The organism is Kitasatospora sp. NPDC054939 (assembly GCF_053610105.1).
The window spans coordinates 37436-59387 of sequence record NZ_JBSGXP010000001.1 but is presented as its reverse complement, the minus strand read 5'-3'; the positions used below and the strand labels follow the sequence as shown (position 1 = coordinate 59387).

Annotated in this window: 21 protein-coding genes and 2 riboswitches; of the genes, 11 read left to right on the top strand and 10 right to left on the bottom strand. The window is 72.3% G+C overall.

The annotated features are described in order from the left end of the window. Positions 1-97: 97 nt before the first annotated feature. On the top strand, positions 98-1411 hold the full coding sequence (locus tag ACWGB8_RS00245) for a UDP-glucose dehydrogenase family protein (RefSeq protein ID WP_452208658.1): 1314 nt from the start codon (positions 98-100) through the stop codon (positions 1409-1411). Positions 1412-1634: 223 nt separating this feature from the next. Here the strand turns inward: ACWGB8_RS00245 and ACWGB8_RS00240 are convergent, their stop codons facing one another. The 3 genes from ACWGB8_RS00240 to ACWGB8_RS00230 form a co-directional block, all read right to left on the bottom strand. Next, positions 1635-2678, bottom strand: a complete 1044-nt coding sequence (locus ACWGB8_RS00240; protein ID WP_452208657.1) for a MarR family transcriptional regulator — start codon at positions 2676-2678, stop codon at positions 1635-1637. A 237-nt stretch (positions 2679-2915) separates the two neighbouring features. After that, positions 2916-3185 carry a DUF397 domain-containing protein gene (locus tag ACWGB8_RS00235; RefSeq protein ID WP_452208655.1) on the bottom strand — a complete coding sequence of 90 codons (270 nt, stop codon included), beginning with the start codon at positions 3183-3185 and terminating at the stop codon, positions 2916-2918. Further along, positions 3182-3994, bottom strand: coding sequence for a helix-turn-helix domain-containing protein (locus tag ACWGB8_RS00230; protein ID WP_452208653.1), 813 nt, complete (start codon positions 3992-3994; stop codon positions 3182-3184). The genes ACWGB8_RS00235 and ACWGB8_RS00230 overlap by 4 nt, the downstream gene beginning before the upstream one ends. Positions 3995-4133: 139 nt before the next feature. Here ACWGB8_RS00230 and ACWGB8_RS00225 point away from each other — a divergent pair, with 139 nt between their 5' ends. Beyond that, positions 4134-4550 carry an ATP-binding protein gene (locus ACWGB8_RS00225; RefSeq protein ID WP_452208651.1) on the top strand — a complete coding sequence of 139 codons (417 nt, stop codon included), beginning with the start codon at positions 4134-4136 and terminating at the stop codon, positions 4548-4550. A 62-nt stretch (positions 4551-4612) separates the two neighbouring features. Here ACWGB8_RS00225 and ACWGB8_RS00220 read toward each other — a convergent pair whose 3' ends face one another. Further along, the gene (locus ACWGB8_RS00220) at positions 4613-4918 is read right to left on the bottom strand and encodes a cupin domain-containing protein (RefSeq protein ID WP_452208649.1); all 306 of its coding nucleotides are present in this window, start codon (positions 4916-4918) and stop codon (positions 4613-4615) included. Positions 4919-5045: 127 nt separating this feature from the next. Next, positions 5046-5717 (bottom strand): TetR/AcrR family transcriptional regulator, encoded by a 672-nt coding sequence (locus ACWGB8_RS00215; protein WP_452208648.1) that lies wholly within the window; start codon positions 5715-5717, stop codon positions 5046-5048. A gap of 55 nt (positions 5718-5772) precedes the next feature. Here ACWGB8_RS00215 and ACWGB8_RS00210 point away from each other — a divergent pair, with 55 nt between their 5' ends. Further along, entirely contained in the window at positions 5773-7026 is a 1254-nt protein-coding gene (locus ACWGB8_RS00210) for an FAD-dependent oxidoreductase (protein ID WP_452208646.1), read from the top strand. A gap of 3 nt (positions 7027-7029) precedes the next feature. On the opposite strand, the gene ACWGB8_RS00205 is transcribed toward ACWGB8_RS00210, so the two are convergent. From ACWGB8_RS00205 to gcvT, 4 genes are all read right to left on the bottom strand, one after another. Beyond that, the gene (locus ACWGB8_RS00205; RefSeq protein WP_452208644.1) at positions 7030-8397 is read right to left on the bottom strand and encodes an L-serine ammonia-lyase; all 1368 of its coding nucleotides are present in this window, start codon (positions 8395-8397) and stop codon (positions 7030-7032) included. Positions 8398-8536: 139 nt separating this feature from the next. Next, complete coding sequence (gene glyA / locus ACWGB8_RS00200) at positions 8537-9805, bottom strand: serine hydroxymethyltransferase (protein WP_452208642.1); 1269 nt, start codon at positions 9803-9805, stop codon at positions 8537-8539. A gap of 86 nt (positions 9806-9891) precedes the next feature. Continuing rightward, positions 9892-10272, bottom strand: a complete 381-nt coding sequence (gcvH, locus tag ACWGB8_RS00195; RefSeq protein WP_452208640.1) for a glycine cleavage system protein GcvH — start codon at positions 10270-10272, stop codon at positions 9892-9894. Between the two features lie 88 nt (positions 10273-10360). Further along, a complete protein-coding gene (gene gcvT / locus ACWGB8_RS00190; RefSeq protein ID WP_452208638.1) occupies positions 10361-11482 on the bottom strand; it encodes a glycine cleavage system aminomethyltransferase GcvT in 1122 nt (373 codons plus the stop codon). 94 nt (positions 11483-11576) lie between these two features. Continuing rightward, positions 11577-11695: riboswitch (glycine riboswitch) on the bottom strand. Beyond that, positions 11696-11801, bottom strand: a riboswitch (glycine riboswitch). 152 nt (positions 11802-11953) lie between these two features. Between gcvT and ACWGB8_RS00185 the strand changes: the two genes are divergently transcribed. The 8 genes from ACWGB8_RS00185 (at position 11954) to ACWGB8_RS00150 (ending at position 21187) form a co-directional block, all read left to right on the top strand. Beyond that, positions 11954-12781: an enhanced serine sensitivity protein SseB gene (locus ACWGB8_RS00185; protein ID WP_452208636.1), complete on the top strand. Its 828-nt coding sequence runs from the start codon at positions 11954-11956 to the stop codon at positions 12779-12781. A 155-nt stretch (positions 12782-12936) separates the two neighbouring features. Continuing rightward, entirely contained in the window at positions 12937-13869 is a 933-nt protein-coding gene (locus ACWGB8_RS00180) for an enhanced serine sensitivity protein SseB C-terminal domain-containing protein (RefSeq protein ID WP_452208634.1), read from the top strand. 501 nt (positions 13870-14370) lie between these two features. Next, positions 14371-15360 (top strand): ABC transporter permease, encoded by a 990-nt coding sequence (locus ACWGB8_RS00175; RefSeq protein ID WP_452208632.1) that lies wholly within the window; start codon positions 14371-14373, stop codon positions 15358-15360. Between the two features lie 63 nt (positions 15361-15423). Then, a complete protein-coding gene (locus ACWGB8_RS00170) occupies positions 15424-17199 on the top strand; it encodes an ABC transporter substrate-binding protein (RefSeq protein ID WP_452208630.1) in 1776 nt (591 codons plus the stop codon). Between the two features lie 101 nt (positions 17200-17300). Further along, positions 17301-18311, top strand: a complete 1011-nt coding sequence (locus ACWGB8_RS00165) for an ABC transporter permease (protein WP_452208628.1) — start codon at positions 17301-17303, stop codon at positions 18309-18311. Beyond that, positions 18308-19399 (top strand): ABC transporter ATP-binding protein, encoded by a 1092-nt coding sequence (locus ACWGB8_RS00160; RefSeq protein ID WP_452208626.1) that lies wholly within the window; start codon positions 18308-18310, stop codon positions 19397-19399. The genes ACWGB8_RS00165 and ACWGB8_RS00160 overlap by 4 nt, the downstream gene beginning before the upstream one ends. Positions 19400-19427: 28 nt before the next feature. Further along, entirely contained in the window at positions 19428-20489 is a 1062-nt protein-coding gene (locus ACWGB8_RS00155) for an ABC transporter ATP-binding protein (protein WP_452208624.1), read from the top strand. A 38-nt stretch (positions 20490-20527) separates the two neighbouring features. Next, complete coding sequence (locus ACWGB8_RS00150) at positions 20528-21187, top strand: trimeric intracellular cation channel family protein (protein ID WP_452208622.1); 660 nt, start codon at positions 20528-20530, stop codon at positions 21185-21187. Here the strand turns inward: ACWGB8_RS00150 and ACWGB8_RS00145 are convergent. Further along, positions 21123-21878: an IclR family transcriptional regulator gene (locus ACWGB8_RS00145; protein ID WP_452208620.1), complete on the bottom strand. Its 756-nt coding sequence runs from the start codon at positions 21876-21878 to the stop codon at positions 21123-21125. The two genes, ACWGB8_RS00150 and ACWGB8_RS00145, sit on opposite strands and share 65 nt — an antisense overlap. Positions 21879-21952 lie beyond the last annotated feature (74 nt).

The following is a 21952-nucleotide window of genomic DNA, read 5'->3' as shown; positions in this document are numbered from 1 at the left end:
CCGCACCGCCGGGCTCCCTGCACCTCCCGGCAGCGCCCCGCACCCCCCGCCCACGACAGGCCACCCACGACAGGCCACCTACGACAGGAGACCGTCCATGCGCCACCGCCTGACGGTGATCGGCAGCGGCTACCTCGGCATCACCCACGCCGCCTGCATGGCCGAACTCGGCCACCAGGTCCTCGGACTGGACATCGACGAGGACAAGGTCCGCCGCCTCAACCAGGGCGAACTGCCCATCCACGAGCAGGGGTTGGAGGAACTGCTGCGCCGCAACCTGGCCGCCGGCCGGCTGCGCTTCGGCACCGACCCGCGGGAGGCCGCCGACTTCGGCGACCTGCACTTCCTCTGCCTCGGCACCCCCCAGCGCAAGGACTCCGGGGCCGCCGACCTCTCCCAGCTCGACGCCGCCGTGGACGCCCTGGCCCCGCACCTCGACCGGCCCTGCCTGGTCGTCGGCAAGTCCACCGTCCCCGTCGGCACCGCGGCCCGGCTGGCCGCCCGGCTCACCGCCCTCGCCCCCGCCGGGCAGGGCGCCGAACTCGCCTGGAACCCGGAGTTCCTGCGCGAGGGCCACGCCGTGCAGGACACCCTCGTCCCCGACCGGATCGTGCTCGGGGTGCGCCCCGGCCGGGCCGAGGGCCTGCTGCGCGACCTGTACGAACCGCTGGGCGACATCCCGACCGTGGTCACCGACTACGCCACCGCCGAACTGGTCAAGGTCGCCGCCAACGCCTTCCTGGCCACCAAGATCTCGTACATCAACGCGATCGCCGAGGTCTGCGAGGCGGCCGGCGCCGACGTGGTCCGGCTGGCCGACGCGCTCGGGCACGACGACCGGATCGGCCGGCGCTTCCTCGCCGCCGGACTCGGCTTCGGCGGCGGCTGCCTGCCCAAGGACATCCGGGCCTTCGTCGCCCGCGCCGAGGAGCTGGGCACCGGCGAGTCCCTGGAGTTCCTGCGGCAGGTCGACGCGATCAACCAGCGCCGCCGCACCCGGGCCGTCGACCACGCCCGCGACCTGGCCGGCGGCTCCTTCACCGGCCGCAGCGTCGCCGTGCTCGGCGCCGCTTTCAAGCCGGAGTCCGACGACATCCGCGACTCGCCCGCGCTCGACGTCGCCACGGCGATCGCCCGCGAGGGCGGGCAGGTCTCGGTGTACGACCCGGCGGCCCTCGACAACGCCCGCAAGGCCTGCCCCGACCTGGGCTACGCCGCCTCCGCCGCGGAGGCCGCCCGCGGGGCGCACGTGGTGCTGCTGCTCACCGAGTGGCGGGAGTTCGTGGAGCTCGACCCCGCCGCCCTGGGCGAGGAGGTCGCCGCCCGCGCCGTCGTCGACGGCCGCAACGTCCTGGACCCGGACGCGTGGCGCGCGGCCGGCTGGACGTACCGCTCGCTCGGCCGCCGCTGACCGGCCCGATCCCGCCGCTGCTGACCGGCCCGATCCGCTCGGTCCCGCCCCGACCCGCCCCGACCCGCCCCGACCCGCTCGGACCCGCCCCGGCCTCCCGGTCGGGGCGGGCGCGTTCCGCAGCGGGACCGCTCAGCCTAGGGCGGGGACGCCGTGCGGCCGAGATTCCCTCTTGCGACGCACCCCGCCAGGCGGACGGGGGCGAACCAGCTGCCCCGCCACTCTACGGCGTGCCCGCCCCGGCCCGGATCGGCAGGTCGCGGCCCCAGGACGGGTCGCGGCCCGCCAACAGGTCGCGGCCCCCGGACGGGTCGCCGCCCCCGAACAGCGCCCGGCGGACCTCGCCGCCCCGGCGGGCCGTCGCCCGCAGCTCCGCGACCCTGGTCCGGACCGCATCGGGGCCCGCGGCGGCGGGGAGGTCGGGTACGGGTCGGCCCGAGGGTTCGCGGCAGGCCCGGCAGAGGCCGCCGAGCAGGGCGTGCGGGCGGGCCGGGGCGCGGCAGTCGGTGCACTCCTGGAGAGCCGTCGGACGCGCGGCGGCTGCGGGTTGCTGCACGGCCTGCGGGGCTTCCGGGGTTTCTGCGGCCGTGGGGAGCGCGGGCGGCAGTTTGGTCGTCAGCCGGGTGCGGACGAGCGCCGCCGGGCTGTGCACCTCCGGCGGGAGGCCCGCGGTGAGGGTGCGGGTGAACCGCTCCTGGTCGCTCCCACGGGCGAACCACTCGGCGGCCAGCGGTGCGAGCGCCGCGCACTCCGCCGCCGACAGGACCAGCCGGCCGTCGGCCAGGCCGAGACGGGCGAGCGCGGTGTAGCCGGGGGAGGGGCCGTCGTCGTCGGAGGCGGGGGGTTCGGCCTGCTGCTCGTGTGCGGCCGCCTCGTCCGGGTGAACCTCGCCGGCCTCGGCGTGGACCTCGGCGTGGACGTCACCGAGGACCTCACCGGTGGCCAGGAAGGCGTTCCACCAGGCGTCCGGGCGCGGCGCGCGGGAGAAGTACGTCCGGCTCGCCCACTGCGAGCGGTCGGCGACCCGCTCGCGCACCCGGCGCAGGTGCCCGGCGGCGGAGAGGGCGTTCAGCGCACTGCGGACGGCCTGCTGGCCGTACAGCGGCTGCTCCTTGGCGAGCGTCTTGGCGTCCATCGCGGCGCCGTCCGGCAGCCGGTCGATGCAGTGCGCGAGGTACTGCTCGCGTACGGGCAACTGTGCGAAGTCCGCACGGCTGCGCGGCGATTGGCCGGGCGCGGAGCGCTTGCCGTAGCCCGGCTGGGCCATGGCGTGGGCGGAGGAGGGGAGGACGACGCTAAAGTCGTCGACAGCCACGGGATCGCCTCTGTTCGATCGTGCGGTCAGACCCCCGTCAGGTGTTGCGAGCACCGGCGGGGGTTGATTCGTTGGTGCGCACGCTACACGTCGAATGCGCATGGTGGCGACCCGGTGACGATTAGTCATGCATGCTGGCCGGAGCGGTGGTTGGGCGGGTGGGTGGGGGGTGTTTGCCCACCCAATCAGCTAGGAAAGGACTCGACTCCCGAGGCTTGGGCCCCGGGCCACGAGCACGAGGAAGTCGGCCCACGCGGCAGGCGAGAACGAGAGCTGCGGCCCGTCCTTGTCCTTGGAGTCCCGGACATGGACGGCCGAGGGGCAGGCGGCCACCTCGACGCAGTTGTTGCCGTCGCTGCCGCTGTAGCTGGACGTGGCCCAGGACACGGCGACTTCGACGCAGTTCCCGCCGTCGCCATTGCTGTAGCTGGACTTGAACCACACAGCCCCGGCGCTCATAGCTCCTCCGCCAACTTCCCGATGAACTCGGCCGACTCCTCCATGCCGAGGGCCTGCATGCGGATCATGCCATGGCGTTGCGCGAGGGGGTTCACCTTGTCCGGCGCGGAGTACAGCACACCCGTCTTCTGTCCTTCCACGTAGGCCAGCTGCTCGTGTTCGGGAGTCTCCAACAGAACGATCGGACCCTCAAGCGCTCCGAACGCCGCGCGGCCCAGTGGCAGCACCTGGATCGCCACATTGCGGAGGCCACCCACAGCCATCAGGTAGTGGAGTTGCCGTTTCATCAATGCGGTCTTGCCGACGGTGGCGCGCAGCGCCGCTTCATAGATCACGAACCCGAACATCACGGTCGGCGACCTTCTCAGCCTCTCCTGCCGCTGCATTCGGGCGGCGACGCGGACTTCGACCGTTTCATCGTCCAGGGGTGGGTAACTGCTGCTGATCAACTCGCGGGCGTACTCCTCGGTCTGGAGAAGACCCGGAATGAGCAGTGCCTCGTACGAGTGCACGGCGATCGCCTCGGCCTCGGCCTGGGTGAATTCCCGCGAGTAGGACGGGAACTTCTCCGGCTTCAGGAAGTCCTGGGCCCCGAGCAGCATCCCCCGCGCGCCGCACAGCTCGTCGGCGATCCGCAGCAGGGTGAGCGAGGGCTTCCGGCGTCCGGCCTCCATGGCCCGGACGGTCTCCGAGTCGTACGAAGCTGCAGCGCTCAACTGCTCGCGCGTCACGCCGGATTGGGCCCTCCAGCGCTTGATCTGGTCGCCGCAGTACTTCCATGCCATCGGCGGCTGCGCGGGCGCGCTCATCTCCGGACCCCCGGTCCCTCGACCCCGGTCCACTTCCGGGACAACCGCCAACTGTCCCGGCGGCGTGACTCCCGAGGCTATGCCCGGGTCACCACCCTATGAGCGTGAAATGCCCGAACTCCGCTCCTGTGAGTGACCGATGACGAACCACCCCGAAGCCTCCTGGTACCTTCCGCGCCACGCCCGCAGTGTCGGCCGGGCCCGCGCGTTCTTCCACCGGCAGGCGCACACCTGGCAGCTCGCCGACGACACCGTCCAGACCGCCCTGCTCCTGCTCTCCGAACTCGTCACCAACGCCTGCCGCCACGCCCGCACACCCGCCGGCCGGCACATCGCCGTCCGGGCGGCGCTCCTCGACGGACTGCTCCGGGTCGAGGTCTCCGACGCCGACGCCGGACTCCCCAGGCCCCGCCGGGCCGGGCTCGAGGACGAGTCCGGCCGGGGCCTGGAACTGGTCTCGGCGCTCGCCGACTCCTGGGGCGCCCACCCGCGCGGGGAGCGCCGCATCGGCAAGACCGTCTGGTTCGAACTGAAGCTCCCGCCCGCCCTGCTGTGAGCCCGCGCTCACGCCGACGGCCGTCCGCCGGGCTCCGGCGGACGGCCGGGGCCGCGGGGTGCTCAGGCCCCGTCGACCTCCACGATCACCAGCGTCCCGCGGCTCCCGGCCCGCACCGCGTGCGTCGTCCCGGCCGGCATGACGTACGCGCCCCCGGCGGCCACCGAAACCGGCTCCCCGGCCACCTCCAGCTCCAGCAGGCCGTCCAGGACGAGCAGGACCTCCGTCACCCCGTGGACCTCCTCGGGCACCGGCGTCCCGTCCATCCGCAGCACCTTCACGCTGGCCGTCCCCACCTCCGCCAGCACCTGCGACCGCCAGGCCTCCGACAGTCCGCCGGCCAGTTCCGCCAGTTCGAGCGCACGCATGACAGACCCCTCCCAGGGCTTTCGAGATCACTGAATGCCCTGAACGCTATCCGCCCGCAGACTCCCGTTGGTCGACCGTTTGGTAAAACCTCGCGGCGGTAGGCGCGCCTCGTGGTCCCGCAGGGTGTCACCCGGTGGTCGGCGGCGGGCCGGTGAGGCCGTGGAGGAGGAGGGCGGTGAGGGAGTCGACGATCTCGTCGTCGCTCGCCCGCGGGCCGTCCTCGCCGGCGGTGGCGACGGCGTAGCCGAGCATCGAGACCATCGCCCCCATGGCCGCGGCGATCAGGGCCGGGTCGCCGGGGAGGCGGTGGCCCCGGTCGCGCAGCCACTCCAGGTGGTCGCGCAGGACGCCGGTCTCCCGGGCGAGGGAGGTCCAGGCGCGGCCCTCGCCGGGCGGGCCCGCGACGTCGGTCTGCATCAGGGCGACGACCACGGGCAGGTGTTCGCGGATGACGTGCCAGGTGACGGCGAGGTGCCCGCGCAGCTGCCCGGGGTCGGTGAGGTCGTGGTCGGCCGGGTGGCCGCCGGCTGCCATCGCGCCGTCGGCCTGTGCGCCGAGGTCCTGGAGCAGGGCCTGGAGCAGGGCGTTCTTGTCCGCGAAGTGGGCGTAGAAGGAGCCGGTGGCGCGGCCGGCCTCGCGGGTGATGTCGGTGATCTTCGTGTCGAGGTAGCCGCGTTCGGCGAACAGCCGGCGGGCCGCGTCCTTCAGTGCCGCCTCGGTCTCGGCGGCCTTCTCCTGGCGTACGCCCATCGGGCGGTTCTCCCTGTCGTGCTTGACGTTCGGCTGACCCTCCATCATAGTGAACCCCTGTTCGATGAATCAGAATTCAATGAATGAGGATTCAGGGGGAAGCGTGCGGGTCATCGTGATCGGCGGCGGGGTGGCGGGAGCGGCGAGTGCGATCGCGCTGCGGCGGATCGGGGCCGAGGTGACGGTGTACGAGGCGTACCCCGAACCGGCGGGCCGGGTGGGCTCGTTCCTGAGCCTGGCCTCCAACGGGCTGCGCGTGCTGCGCTCCCTGGGCGTGCTGGAGCGGGTGCGGCGGGCCGGGATCGAGGTGCCGCGCCAGCGCATGTGGTCGGGTTCGGGCAAGCTGCTGGGCGACGTGCCGCGGGGCCGACGGGCCGGCGACGACCTGTACAGCGTGACCCTGATGCGCGGCGCGCTCGTCGAGGAGCTGCGGGCGGCGGCGCTGGAGGCCGGGGCGGAGATCGTCACCGGGGAGCGCCTGGTGGACGCCGTGGCGACCGGCGACGGGGTGCGGGCGGTCTTCGCGAGCGGCCGGACGGCGGAGGGGGCGCTGCTCGTCGGCGCGGACGGCCTGCGCTCGGCCACCCGCGCACTGCTCGACCCGGCCGCCCCCGCACCCGCCTACGCCGGGCTCTACAGCGTCTCCGGCGTCTCCGAGGGCGTCCACGAGGGCGGATCCGAGGGCGCCGCCGGGTACGGAGCCGAGGGCGCCGCCGGCGTCGAGCCCGGCACCTTCCACCTGACCTTCGCCCGCAACGGCGCGTTCCTGCACCTCGCCGCACCCGAGGGCCGGATCTGGTGGTCGGCCCAGGTGGCGTCCCCCGAAGCCCCGGAGCCGGGTCTCGGCGGCGCGGAGCTACTGCGCCGGCTGGCCGGGCTCTACCGGCACGAGCGGGTGCCGTCCGCGATCCTCGCGGCCGCCGTCGAACTGCACCGGCCGGCCTCGATGCACACGCTCGCCCCGGTCCGGGTCCGCCACGACGGGCGGATCGTGCTGGTCGGCGACGCCGCGCACCCGGTCGGCGCGGGGCAGGGCGCCTCGATGGCGCTGGAGGACGCGCTGGTCCTCGCCCGCTCCCTGGCGGCGGGGCCCTCGGTCCCCACGGCCCTGGCGGCGTACGACGGGGCCCGGCACCGGCGGACGTCGAAGATGGTCGAGGAGGCGGGGCGCAACCGCGACGCGAAGACGGCCGGCCCGCTCGCCCGGCGGCTGCGCGACCTGGTGATGCCGCTGGGGGTGCGGCTGTTCTTCGACCGGGCGACGGCCTGGCTCTACACCCACGACTGCGGCGAACTGCCACCGCCCGCCCCGGGCGCGTGGCACGGGGCGGGCGGCGGGTCGGTCAGCAGCCGGTGAGGGTCAGCACTCGATGACGTTGACGGCGAGGCCGCCGCGCGAGGTCTCCTTGTACTTGATCTTCATGTCGGCGCCGGTCTCCTTCATGGTCTTGATCGCCTTGTCGAGGGAGACGTGGTGCCGGCCGTCGCCGCGCAGGGCCATCCGGGCGGCGGTGACGGCCTTGACCGAGGCCATGCCGTTGCGCTCGATGCAGGGGATCTGGACCAGGCCGCCGACCGGGTCGCAGGTGAGGCCGAGGTTGTGCTCGATGCCGATCTCGGCGGCGTTCTCGACCTGCTCGGGGCTGCCGCCGAGGACCTCGGCGAGGCCGCCCGCGGCCATCGAGCAGGCGGAGCCGACCTCGCCCTGGCAGCCGACCTCGGCGCCGGAGATGGAGGCGTTCTCCTTGAACAGCATGCCGATGGCGCCGGCCGCGAGCAGGAAGCGGACGATGCCGTCGTCGTCGGCGCCCGGGATGAAGTTCAGGTAGTAGTGCAGGACGGCCGGGATGATGCCGGCAGCGCCGTTGGTGGGGGCGGTCACGACGCGGCGGCCGGAGGCGTTCTCCTCGTTGACGGCCATCGCGTAGAGGGTGACCCACTCCATCGCGTTGGCCGGGCCGATGCCCTCGGCCCGCAGGGCGCGGGCGCCGGAGGCGGCGCGGCGGCGGACCTTGAGGCCGCCGGGGAGGATGCCCTCGCGGCTCATGCCGGCCCGGACGCACTCCTGCATGACCCGCCAGATCTCCAGCAGGCCGGCCCGGATCTCCTCCTCGCTGCGCCAGGCCTTCTCGTTCTCCAGCATCAGGCCGGAGATGGACAGGCCGGTCTCCCGGGTGAGCCGGAGCAGTTCCTCGCCGGTGCGGAAGGGGTACTTCAGCGCGGTGTCGTCCGGCTTGACCCGGTCGGCGCCGATGGCGTCCTCGTCGACGACGAAGCCGCCGCCGACCGAGTAGTAGGTCTTCTCCAGCAGGGTGGCGCCCTCGGCGTCGAACGCCCACAGGGTCATGCCGTTGGCGTGGTACGGCAGCGAGCGGCGGCGGTGCAGGACGAGCTGGGTGCCGGGGTCGAAGTCGATCGGGTGGACGCCGAGCAGGTTGATCCGCTTCTCGGCGTTTATCCGCTCCACGTCGAGGTCGGCCCGGTCGACGTCGACGGTGCGGGGGGAGTTGTTCTCCAGGCCCAGCAGGACGGCCTTGGGGGTGCCGTGCCCGTGGCCGGTGGCGCCGAGCGAGCCGTACAGCTCCGCGCGGACGGAGGCGACCTCCGCCAGCAGGCCTTCGGACTTCAGGCGGCGGGCGAACATCCGGGCGGCCCGCATCGGGCCGACGGTGTGCGAGCTGGACGGGCCGATGCCGATGGAGAAGAGGTCGAAGACGCTGATGGCCACGGAGTGACGTCCTTGTCTGGTCTCGTGGAAGAACTGGGCGGTACACGGGACGGGGCACCGCGCGCACTTCCAGTGTGCGCGGTGCCCCGGAAACAGCAGGTGGCCGGACGGGGTGAGCCCGGTCACCCGGCCGCCGAACTCAGAGGTTCGGGTAGAGCGGGTACTTCTCGGCGAGCGCGGTGACGCGGGCCTTGAGGGAGGCCGCGGCGGTCTCGTCGAAGGCCGGCTTGAGGGCCTCGGCGATGATGTCGGCGACCTCGCGGAAGTCCTCGGCGACGAAGCCGCGGGTGGCGAGGGCCGGGGTGCCGATGCGCAGGCCGGAGGTCACCATCGGCGGGCGCGGGTCGTTCGGGATCGCGTTCCGGTTGACGGTGATGCCGACCTCGTGGAGGCGGTCCTCGGCCTGCTGGCCGTCGAGCTGGCTGTTGCGCAGGTCGACCAGGACGAGGTGCACGTCGGTGCCGCCGGAGAGGACCGAGACGCCGGCCTCGGCGACGTCGGCCTGCAGCAGGCGCTCGGCGAGGATCTTCGCGCCGTCCAGGGTGCGCTGCTGGCGCTCCTTGAACTCCTCCGAGGCGGCGACCTTGAAGGCCACGGCCTTGGCGGCGATCACGTGCTCCAGCGGGCCGCCCTGCTGGCCGGGGAAGACCGCGGAGTTGATCTTCTTGGCGTGCTCGGCCTTGCAGAGGATGACGCCGCCGCGCGGGCCGCCCAGGGTCTTGTGGGTCGTGGTGGTGACCACGTCCGCGTACGGCACCGGGTTGGGGTGCAGGCCCGCGGCGACCAGGCCGGCGAAGTGGGCCATGTCGACCATGAGCAGGGCGCCGACCTCGTCCGCGATCCGGCGGAAGGCGGCGAAGTCCAGCTGGCGGGGGTAGGCGGACCAGCCGGCGATGATCAGCTTGGGCTGGTGCTCCTTGGCGAGGCGCTCGACCTCGGCCATGTCGACCTGGCTGGTCTTCTCGTCGACGTGGTACGCGACCACGTTGTAGAGCTTGCCGGAGAAGTTGATCTTCATGCCGTGGGTCAGGTGACCGCCGTGGGCCAGGTTCAGGCCCAGGATGGTGTCGCCCGGCTTGATCAGCGCGAACATCGCGGCGGCGTTGGCCTGCGCGCCGGAGTGCGGCTGGACGTTGGCGTGCTCGGCGCCGAACAGGGCCTTGATCCGGTCGATGGCGATCTGCTCGGCCACGTCCACGTGCTCGCAGCCGCCGTAGTAGCGGCGACCGGGGTAGCCCTCGGCGTACTTGTTGGTGAGCACCGAGCCCTGGGCCTCCATGACCGCCACCGGGGCGAAGTTCTCGGAGGCGATCATTTCCAGGGTGGTCTGCTGGCGGTGCAGCTCGGCGTCGACCGCGGCGGCGATCTCCGGGTCGAGGGCGTGCAGGGACTGGTTGAGAACCGTCATGGTGTGGTCTTCCCGGGGAGGAGAGAGGTCGGGGACGGTCGGCGCGGGGGCGGCCGCCGCGCTGCGGCCGCCCCGGCGCGGACGGCTCAGGCCTCGGGGTTGGTCAGGGCCTGGTACTCGTCGGCGCTCAGCAGCTTGCCGGTGGACTCGACACGGACCTTGAACAGCCAGCCGGTCTCGAACGGGTCGCTGTTGACCAGGCTGTTGTCGTCCGCGACGGCCTCGTTGACCTCGACGACCTCGCCGGTCACCGGGGAGTACAGGTCGCTGACCGACTTGGTGGACTCCAGCTCGCCACAGGTCTCACCGGCCTCGACCGTGGAGCCGACCTCGGGGAGCTGCACGTAGACGATGTCACCGAGGGCGTCGGCGGCGTGCTTGGTGATGCCGATCGTCGAGACACCGTCGACGGCGGCGGTCAGCCACTCGTGGTCCTCGGTGTACTGCAGGTGCTGGGGGTTGCTCATGATGTCATTCTCCAGGATGGGAAGCGGGTACGACGAAGCGGTCCGGCGGCCGGACGGCGTTCGGTGACGGGGAGGGGCGGCCGACGGCTCAGCGGGCGCGCTTGTAGAACGGCAGCGCCACGACCTGCACCGGCTCGTGCTTGCCGCGCACGTCCACGGCCACGGTGGTGCCGGGGGCGGCGTGGGCGGCGTCCACGTACGCGATGGCGATCGGCTTGCCCAGGGTGGGGGAGGGGGCGCCGGAGGTGATGCGGCCGATCGGCTCGCCCTCGGTGGAGACCACGGTGTACTCGGCGCGCGGCACCCGCTTGCCCTCGGAGACCAGGCCGACCAGCACCCGCGGCGGGTTGGTCTCGGCCTCGGCGGCGGCCTTCTCCAGGGCCTTGCGGCCGATGAACGCGCCCTCGTTGGTGGTCTTGTCGAAGCGGACGACCCGGCCGAGGCCGGCGTCGAACGGGGTCAGGTCGGTGGAGAGCTCGTGCCCGTACAGCGGCATGCCCGCCTCCAGGCGCAGGGTGTCGCGGCAGGACAGACCGCAGGGGACCAGGCCGCGGCCGGAGCCGGCCTCGGTCAGCGCGCCCCAGATCGCCTCGGCGTCGACCGGCTTGCAGAAGATCTCGAAGCCGTCCTCGCCGGTGTAGCCGGTGCGGGCGAGCAGCACCTCGCGGCCGGCGACCTGCGCCGGGAGGATCGCGTAGTACTTCAGGCCGGGCAGGTCGGCGTCGGTGGTGTCGGCCAGGATCGCGGTGGCCTCCGGGCCCTGCACGGCGATCAGCGAGTAGGTGTCGCGGTCGTCGGTGACGACGGCGTTGAAGCCCTTGGCGCGGCCGATCAGCTCGTCGAGCACCAGCTGGGCGTTGGAGGCGTTGGCGACGACGAGGTAGGAGTCCTCGCGCAGGCGGTAGACGATCAGGTCGTCCAGGATGCCGCCGTCCTCGGCGCAGATCATGGTGTAGCGGGCGCGCAGGACGCCCAGCGCGGAGACGAAGCCGACCAGCGCGTGGTCCAGCATCTCGCCGGCCTGCGGGCCGGTGATGGTGATCTCGCCCATGTGGGAGAGGTCGAAGAGGCCGGCCTTGGTGCGGACGGCGAGGTGCTCCTCGCGCTCGCTGCCGTAGCGCAGCGGCATGTCCCAGCCGGCGAAGTCGGTCATGGTGGCGCCGAGGCTGCGGTGCAGCGCGTCGAGCGCGGTGAGGCGGAGGGACGACATGGCCTGGAACTCCTCGGTCTGGGCACTCAGGTGTGCGCACGCGGGACCGGTCCCGGTCGGGGACCCGACCTGCGCGCGGGCATGCGGCGGCGGGGTCTCCCCATCTGTCGTCGGACCTGAGAGCTTCACCGCGAGCATGTCCTGGTAGACAGCATGGCGGCTTGCACCGTGGGTGGGCGCACGGCAGGGCCGTGTTCCGCTTTCCAGATGTGCCTCGCCCGTGCGGTAGGGGTGCCTGAGAGATTCCGGGGAGGACTTGCTCCTTCGGCGCCGGCTGTGCCGCCTGTCGGGGCACTCCGGACTCTCCCGCGCGGGTTCGAGCGGCCGGTATGGAGTTGGAGTGTCGGCGCGGCCGGAACGGACGCGCGGACGCGCACATCATGGCACGTCCGGCGGCGCGACACGAGAGGGGGTGGGCCCGGCCCGCTAGGCTGCACCGCAGTCGGCGAGCAGAGGCGGGTACAGGGGCGGATGGCGTTTCCGGTGGAGCAGCAGGGTCCGGGGGAGCACGGCCCGGGGCAGCAGGGGCAGGAGTGGGGCGCCCCGCAGGCGCCCCCGCAGGGCGGCCCGTGGCCGTCGAACGAGCTGGAGCAGGTGCTCACCGCCGCGCTGGGCGACCCGGGCGCGACGCCGCGGGTGATCGAGGTGCTGGCCCGCAGCCAGGTGTGGATCCCGCTGCCGGCCGGGGCCGACCCGCAGGGCCAGGGGCTGGACCTGCCGACGATCGAGCTGGCGGGCGCCCCGTACGTGCCGGTCTTCTCCTCCCAGGAGGTGTTCCTCCAGCAGGCGCCCGGGATGGCCTTCGCGATAGCCCCGGCCTGGGAGTTCGCCCGCGGGCTGCCGCTGGGCGTGGGCATCGCGGTCAACCCGCAGGCGCCGGTGGGCATCCCGGTGCCGCCGGAGGGCGTGGCCGAGCTGCGGCGCGGGCCGCGCGAGGACCGCTGGGAGGCCGAGGGCATGCCGCCCGGCGGGCGGGTGGCGCTGCGCGAGCCGGTGCCGGGCGAGGACCCGGAGCACTTCCTGGCCGCGGCCCGCGCCGAACTGGCTCAGCTGCCCGGGGTGCTGACCGCGCGGCGGGCGCTGGCCAGCGTCGAGGGCGAGCCGACGGTGCTGTTCGTGGGGGTGCAGCTGGACCTGGCCGCCCCGGCGGACCCGGTCGCGGTGAACGAGGCCCTGGGCCGGGCGCTGGGAACCGCCCCGCTGCCCGGCGGCGTCCACCTCGTACTGCTCGACCTCGTCGACGACCCGGTGGTCGAGTGGCTGCTCAACCGGGTACAGCCGTTCTGGACGCGGATGTGACACCGGCCCGCGGGCACGTCGCCGTGGCGGCCGTCTGCGGTGCCGCATAGGGTGCGTGCGGAGACCCCCGGCGGGACCGGGGCCTCCGACAGGCGGAGGACTCCGGAGACACCGGGCGGGTCGGCGAGGAAGAAGAGGCGCAGCGAGGTGGGCGCATGAGTGCGGGAGCGGTAGCGGGCGGTGCACCGGGGCCCTGGGGCCAGGCACCCGCCGGGCGCCCCGGCGCGGATCCGGGCGTGCTGGAGCGCGCCCTGCGCGAGGTGGCGCCGGAGCGCTACGAGGCGTACGAAGCCCTGCTCCAGGCGCTGGCCGCGGGCCAGGTGTGGATGCTGCTCTGGCACGGTTCGCCGGGCAGCCCGGACGCCCAGTACGGGAACATGGAGGTGAGCGGCCACGGCTACGCGCCGGCCGTCACCTCGCCCGAGCAGCTGGCCGCCAGCGGCTGGGCGCGGGCGCACGAGGTGATCTCGGGCCGGGAGATCGCCTCCACGCTGTACCGGATGCGCTGGGGCCTGTGGCTGAACCCGCACGCGCCCGGCGGCGGGGTCGGGGTGCCGTGGGCGGACCTGCGCCGGGTCGCGTCCGGGCTGGACCGGCTGCCGGCCGGGCCGCTGCGGCTGAGCGAACCGCAGGTGCAGGCGCAGCAGTTCTTCGCGGTGCTGGAGCGGCAGGCGGGCGAGGTGCGGGCGGTGCGCTCGCTGCGCCGGGCCTGGGTGCAGCCGGCCGTGGGCGAGCCGTACCTGGCCATCGGGCTCGACCTGTACGAGAGTTCGCCGCCGACCGTGGAGGCGGTGCGGGCGCTGATGCAGCGGGCGCTGGCAGTGGCGCCGGAGGGCCTGGCGGTCTCGACGGTGGCGATGAGCGACGAGTTCGACCCGGTGGCGCTCTGGATGCGGGCGCGGACGCGGCCGTTCTTCGACCGGGAGGCCGGGCACGGGCTGTCGCAGCAGGCAGCGTACCCGCCGGTCCCGCCGCCGCCGTACGCCTCGCAGGCGGGGTACCCGTACGGGCCGCAGCAGCCGGCGCCGTCCTGGCCGGGTGCGCAGCCGCCGCCGCAGCAGCCGTGGCCGGGGTACCCCGGGCGCTGAGCCGACCCGCCCCCGGGGAGCGGCCGGCCGGCGCGGAAACCGCCGGCGGATACCCCGGGCATTCAACTCCAAACACCGGAAGCCGATCTGATGATTCATCGGATCGGCTTCCCTGCTGTCACAGGACAATATTCCTGCCACCTGCGTTCGCCATCTTGACATGCATGTAACAGCTGTGTGAAGAGGGATATACCGAAGATCGGGGAGTGCATGCGTACAGATCACAGTTGGGCATCTGTCGGTTGTCAGGGCTGGCGCAAGCCAGTTCGGATGGCAGAGAGTTCTGCGCAACGCACTGCGCGCAGGTAGGCCCCACAAAGGTGACGCGCACGCCGACCAGCACTTCCCCACGCGATGCCCATACCGCGTGGCAGCAGTACCGAGCTACTCCCGTACCGCTGTTGACACACCCGCACCTCCGCACGTCCGCACCAGCCGTACCGCCGAACCGGCGACCGGCACCCGTGGGCCGGCCACCGTCGGCGAGGGGACCAACTGACCATGACCGCACCCATCGAGACCACCGGAACCGCCCCCGAGGCCGGTCCCCCACCGGGCCCGCCGAAGACCATCGAAGGCCGTTCCCTCAGCCAGATCGCCTGGCTGCGCTTCAAGCGCGACAAGGCCGCCGTCGCCGGCGGCGTGGTCGTCATCCTGCTGGTACTGCTCGCGGTGCTGGCCAAGCCGATCCAGGCCGTCTTCGGGCTCGACCCGGACGCCCTCAACCAGGACCTGCTGGACGTCGACCTCGGCGGCATCCCGTACGGCGACTGGGGCGGCATGAGCCTCGATCACCCGCTGGGCGTCGACCCCGGGTTCGGCCGCGACCTCCTCTCCCGCATCATCGAGGGCTCCTGGGTCTCCCTGCTGGTGGCCTTCGGCGCGACCGTGCTGTCCAACGTGATCGGCACCGTGCTCGGCGTCATCGCCGGCTACTACGGCGGCTGGGTGGACACCGTGATCAGCCGGCTGATGGACACCTTCCTGGCCTTCCCGCTGCTGCTCTTCGCGATCTCGATCTCGGCCTCGCTGCAGGGCGGCGCGTTCGGCCTGAAGGGCCTGCCGCTGCACATCACCGTGCTGATCTTCGTGATCGGCTTCTTCAACTGGCCCTACATGGGCCGGATCGTGCGCGGCCAGACGCTCTCGCTGCGCGAACGGGAGTTCGTGTACGCGGCCCGCAGCCTCGGCGCCCGCGGCCCGTTCATCCTGTTCAAGGAACTGCTGCCGAACCTGGTCGGCCCGATCCTGGTCTACTCGACCCTGCTGATCCCGACCAACATCCTCTTCGAGGCCGGCCTCAGCTTCCTCGGCGTCGGCATCCAGCCCCCGCAGTCCTCCTGGGGCGGCATGCTCAGCGACGCGATCAAGTACTACCAGGTGGACCCGCAGTACATGGTGGTCCCCGGTCTGGCGATCTTCCTGACGGTGCTCGCCTTCAATCTGCTGGGCGACGGGCTGCGTGACGCCCTCGACCCGCGCAGCAACTGACGTCACGTCAGGCATCTGGTACCGACCCACTTCCTCACGTCCTCCAAGGGGTTGATCTCACCCATGCGCAGGTCCCGCAGCATCGCGCTGACCGCAGTGGCGGCGGCTGCCGTCCTGGTCGTCAGCGGCTGTTCCAGCGACGCCAAGAAGAGCGGTGGTGACAGCAAGGGCACCAACAGCTCGGGCGCCGGCGCCAACGCCGCCACCAGCAAGATCGTGAACGCCTCGGACAAGCAGGGCGGCACGGTGGTCTACGAGCACAGCGACGTGCCGGACTCGTTCGACCCGGGCAACACGTACTACGCGTACATGTACAACTTCTCGCGCCTGTACGCCCGCCCGCTGACCACCTTCAAGCCGGCCGCCGGCCCCGACGGCAACACCCTCGTCCCGGACCTCGCCGAGTCCCTCGGCCAGGCCAGCGACGGCGGCAAGACCTGGACGTACAAGCTCCGCAAGGGCCTCAAGTACGACGACGGCACGCCGATCACGTCCAAGGACGTGAAGCACGCCGTCCAGCGCGCCGGCGGGTTCGCCGCGGACGTCTTCTCCAACGGTCCGACCTACTTCAAGGAGAAGCTGGTCGACAACGAGACGCCGTACCAGGGCCCGTACAAGGACAAGAGCCCCGAGGGCCTGAAGTCCATCGAGACGCCGGACGACCAGACGATCGTCTTCCACCTCAAGGAGGCGTTCGCGGACTTCGACTACCTGGTGAGCACCCCGCAGACCGCGCCGGTGCCGCAGGCCAAGGACGACGGTGCCGACTACGTCAAGCACATCGTCTCCAGCGGCAGCTACAAGTTCGAGAGCTACGAGCAGGACAAGCAGGTCGTCCTGGTCAAGAACCCGAACTGGTCGGCCGACAGCGACCCGATCCGCAAGCAGCTCGCGGAGAAGATCGTCGTCAAGCTGAAGGTCGCGCAGTCGACCATCGACCAGGACCTCATGTCCGGCGCCGCCACCGTCGACCTGGCCGGCCGCGGCGTCGACCGCCAGACCCAGGCCAAGGTGCTGACCGACCCCAAGCTCAAGGCGCAGACCGACAACGCGCAGGGCGGCCGGCTCGCGTACGTCGCGATCAACAGCAAGCTCGCGCCGTTCGACAACATCGAGTGCCGCAAGGCCGTCCAGTACGCGATCGACAAGGTCTCGGTGCAGACCGCCTCCGGCGGCCCGATCCGCGGTGACATCGCCACCACCGTGATGCCGCCGGACCTGCCCGGCCACCAGAAGTTCGACACCTACGCGACCCCCGAGAACAAGGGCGACGCCACCAAGGCCAAGGAGGCCCTGAAGGCCTGCAACAAGCCGGAGGGCTTCACCACCTCGATCTCCGCCCGCAGCGACCGGGCCGGTGAGGTCGACGCGGCCACCGCCGTCAAGGCGTCCCTGGAGAAGGTCGGCATCAAGGTCGAGATCCAGCAGTACCCGGCCGGCAAGTACTTCTCGGACTACGCGGGCGTGCCGAAGTTCATCCAGGACAAGGGCATCGGCCTGATGATGATGCAGTGGTCCGCCGACTGGCCGACCGGCTACGGCTACCTGCAGCAGATCGTCGACGGCGGCGCCATCAAGGCGTCCGGCAACAGCAACCTCTCGCAGCTGGACGACCCGGCGATCAACAAGCTGCTCGCCGACGCCATCGGGAACACCGACAAGGCCGCCCGCGAGAAGAACTACGCCGAGGTCGACAAGCGGGTCATGGACTCCGCGGTCATCGTCCCGCTGACGTACTTCAAGGTCCTGCTGTACCGCCCGGCGAACGCCACCAACGTGGGCAGCAACCCGGCCTGGTCGGGCCAGTACGACTACCTCAACATCGGTACCACCAAGTAAGAGCCTGGCTCCGCATCCCTGAAGGCAGGTGAAGGCAGCCGCGCCCGCCCCCGTCCGGGTCGACCACCCGGACGGGGGCGGGCAGCCGCAGCCGACCGACTATGTTTGCCTACATCATCCGGCGGACGTTCGCGGCCGTCCTGCTGCTGCTCGTGGTGAGCGCGGTAACCTTCGCGATCTTCTTCGTCCTCCCGGCACTCGCCGGTCAGAGTTCCGACCAGCTGGCCACCCAGTACGTCGGCAAGAACCCCACACCCGAGACGATCCTCGCGGTGAAGCAGAACCTGGGCCTGGACCAGCCGGTCCACATCCAGTACTGGAACTTCCTCAAAGGCCTGGTCTCCGGCGCCGAGTACAAGTTCGGCCCGGACCCCGTCAGCTGCCAGGTGCCCTGCTTCGGCTACTCCTTCAAGAACCACATCGAGGTCTGGCCCGAGATCGCCTCGCGCATCCCGGTGACCGTCTCGCTCGCCATCGGCGCGGCCGTGCTCTGGCTGCTCTCCGGCGTCTCCGTCGGCGTCGTCTCGGCGCTCCGGCCCAAGTCGCTCTTCGACCGCCTCGCCATGGGCGTCGCGCTGGCCGGCGTCTCACTGCCGATCTTCTTCACCGGTGTGCTGTCGCTCGCGCTGTTCAGCTACCAGTGGCCGATCTTCGACAACCTGACGTACGTGAACTTCACCGACGACCCGCTGATGTGGGCCCGCAACCTGGTGCTGCCCTGGGTGTCGCTCGCCTTCCTCTACTCCGCGCTCTACGCCCGGCTCACCCGCGCCGGAATGCTGGAGACGATGAGCGAGGACTACATCCGCACCGCGCGGGCCAAGGGCCTCACCGAGCGCAAGGTGGTCGTCCGGCACGGCCTGCGCTCCGCCCTCACCCCGATCATCACCATCTTCGGCATGGACCTCGGGCTGCTGCTCGGCGGCGCCCTGATCACCGAACAGGTCTTCTCGCTGCAGGGCGTCGGCTTCTTCGCCGTCACCGCGATCGCCGACAACGACCTGCCGAAGATCCTCGGCGTCACCCTGGTCGCCGCGTTCTTCATCGTCATCTGCAACCTGCTGGTTGACCTCCTGTACGCCCTCGTCGACCCCCGGGTGAGGCTGTCATGACCGAGCTCTCCAAGGCCCCGGCGGCCGACCCGGCCGACCTGCTCAAGCCCGGCCCGCCGCCGGCCGGCGACGCCTTCCTCTCGGTGCGCGACCTGCGGATCCACTTCGACACCGACGACGGCCTGGTGAAGTCCGTCGACGGCGTCTCCTTCGACCTGCAGAAGGGCCGCACGCTCGGCATCGTCGGCGAGTCCGGCTCCGGGAAGTCCGTCACCTCGCTGGGCATCATGGGCCTGCACCGCTCCAAGCGGGCCCGGATCACCGGCCAGATCCACCTCGACGGCGAGGAGCTGGTCTCCGCCGACCCCGACCGGGTCCGGCAGCTGCGCGGGCGCACCATGTCGATGATCTTCCAGGACCCGCTGACCGCGATGCACCCGTACTACACGGTCGGCCAGCAGATCGTGGAGGCGTACCGGGTCCACCACCCGACCGCCGGCAAGAAGCAGGCCCGCGCCCGCGCGATCGAGATGCTCGACCGGGTCGGCATCCCGCAGCCCGACCGCCGGGTCGACGACTACCCGCACCAGTTCTCCGGCGGCATGCGCCAGCGCGCGATGATCGCGATGGCCCTGGTCAACGACCCCTCGCTGCTGATCGCCGACGAGCCCACCACCGCCCTGGACGTCACCGTCCAGGCGCAGATCCTGGACCTCATCCGCGACCTCCAGGAGGAGTTCGGCTCCGCGGTCGTCATCATCACCCACGACCTCGGGGTGGTCGCCGAACTCGCCGACGACATCCTGGTCATGTACGGCGGCAAGTGCGTCGAACGCGGCCCCGCCGAGAAGCTGTTCGACGCCCCCGAGCACCCCTACACCTGGGGCCTGCTCGGCTCGATGCCCCGCCTCGACCGCGAACTGCAGGACCGGCTCGTCCCGGTCAGGGGCACCCCGCCCAGCCTGATCAACGTGCCCGGCGGCTGCGCCTTCCACCCGCGCTGCCCGTACGCCGAACTGACCGGCGGGCGCTCGTCGAGCGACGTCCCGGTGCTGGCCGAGGCCGGACCCGGCCACCACGCGGCCTGCCACCTCAAGCCCGCCGAGCGGCACCGCATCTTCACCGAAGAGATCGCGCCCCGGCTGTGAACGCGCACCACCTGTTGGGAGACACCCCATGACGGACACCAAGGCGGCGGCGATCCCTGCCCCCTCGCCGGCCCCGGACCGCGAGCCGCTGCTCCGGGTGACCGGACTGACCCGGCACTTCCCGATCACCAGCGGGCTGCTGCGGCGCCAGACCGGCGCCGTCCGGGCCGTCGACGGCATCGACTTCAGCGTCCTGCCCGGCGAGACCCTCGGCGTGGTCGGCGAGTCCGGCTGCGGCAAGTCGACGATGGGCCGACTGGTCACCCGGCTCGACGAACCCACCTCCGGGCGCATCGAGTTCGAGGGCACCGACATCACCCGCCTCGGGGCCGGGGCGATGCGGCCGCTGCGCCGCGACATCCAGATGATCTTCCAGGACCCGTACTCCTCGCTGAACCCCCGGCACACCGTCGGCACCATCGTCGGCGCGCCGTTCAAGCTGCAGAAGGCGGAGCCCGCCGGGGGCGTCAAGAAGGCCGTCCAGGAACTGCTGGAACTGTGCGGGCTCAGCCCGGAGCACTACAACCGCTACCCGCACGAGTTCTCCGGCGGCCAGCGCCAGCGCATCGGCATCGCCCGCGCGCTCGCCCTGCGGCCCAAGATGATCGTCGCCGACGAGCCGGTCTCCGCCCTGGACGTCTCCATCCAGGCCCAGGTCGTCAACCTCCTCGACGACCTGCAGCGCGAGCTCGGCCTGACGTACCTGATCATCGCGCACGACCTCTCGGTGGTGCGGCACGTCTCCGACCGGGTCGCCGTGATGTACCTCGGCAAGATCGTCGAGATCGCCGACCGGGACTCGCTCTACCGGGCGCCCGCCCACCCCTACACCACCGCCCTGCTCTCCGCCGTGCCGGTGCCCGACCCCCGGCGCAAGGAGCAGCGCGGACGCATCCGGCTGCAGGGCGACGTGCCGTCCCCGATCAACCCGCCGAGCGGCTGCCGCTTCCGCACCCGCTGCTGGAAGGCCCAGGAGATCTGCGCCACACAGGAACCGCCGCTGGTGGCGATGAAGCCCGGACACCAGGCGGCCTGCCACTTCCCGGAGAACCAGGAAGCGGCCGGGGAGAAGTCGCTCACCTCCGCCTGATGCGCTGAGCAGCGGGGTCGCCGGTCCATAGTTGTCCGGTGACCTCGCAGATCTTCCCCTCCGACGTGCAGCAGACCCTGGACCTGGTCGGCATCTTCGTGTTCGCCCTCTCCGGAGGGCTGCTCGCGGTGCGCAAGAACATGGACATCTTCGGCATCTGCGTGCTGGCGGAGGTCACCGCCCTCGGCGGCGGGGTGATGCGGGACCTCGTGATCGGCGCCACCCCGGTGGCCGCCTTCACCAACCTCGGCTACTTCGTCACCCCGCTCGCCGCCGGCCTGGTGGTGTTCTTCCTGCACCCCGAGGTCGAGCGGATCAACTGGAGCGTCCAGACCCTCGACGCCCTCGGCCTCGGCCTGTTCTGCGTCACCGGCACCGCCAAGGCGCACGACTTCGGGCTCGGCGCAGTCGCCTCCGTCGCCCTCGGCATGGTCACCGCGGCCGGCGGCGGCGTCATGCGCGACGTCCTCGCCGGCGAGATCCCCTCGCTGCTGCGCTGGGACCGCGAGATCTACGCGGTGCCCGCCCTGGTCGGCGCCGCCCTGGTGGCCCTCCTGATCGCCAACGACGACCTCACCGCCGTCACCGGCACCACCGCCGCCCTCACCGCCTTCGTGCTGCGGATGCTCGCCCTCAAGTACGGCTGGCGCGCCCCGCGGGCCTGGCACCGCAACGGTTCTCGCACCAGCGAGGAGTAGGCGAGCCGCCATACGCCAGCGAGATCGCCTCGGCCGTGCAGAGCAGTTCGGGCAGCAGCCGGCTCAGCCGGGCCGCCGGGGCCAGCTCGGCCGGCGCCGACACCGCGCAGGCCGCGACCGTCCGCCCGCCGCTGCCCGCCACCGGGGCCGCCACGCAGGTCACCGCCTCCCGGTGCCCGGCCGACTCCACCGCCCAGCCGCGGCTGCGGACCGCCGCCAGCTCGGCGCCCAGCCCCGGCGGGCCGTCGGCCGCCCCAGGGCCGGCCCGGTCGGCCAGCAGCACCCGGCCGATCGCGGTGGACGCCGCCGGGGCGCGCCGCCCGATCCACGAGGGCCGCATCGGACCGGCCCGCCCGGTCAGCTCGTCGACGTACAGCACCTCGCCCTCGTGCAGCACCGCCAACTGCACGGTGTGGCCCGAGCGCTCGTGCAGCGCCGCCAGGTGGGGCGCCGCGACCCGGCGGACGTCGATCTCCGCCAGCGCGCGGTCCGCCAACGACAGCACCCGCCCGCCCAACCGGTAGCGCCGGTCCGACTGGCGGTGCACGAAGCCGTGGTCCTCCAGGGTGCGCAACAGGCGCAGCGCGGTGGACTTGTGCACCCCGATCCCGGTCGCGGCCTGCTCCAGCGTCACCGGCCCGTCGCCGAGCGAGGCGAGGATGGTGAGCGCGCGGTCGACCGACTGCGACATCCGGCCCCCAGTCTGTCCCGCCTGCCCGCCGGGCCCGCCGCCCGGGCCCCGCGCCGATGGCGCCAGGCTAACCG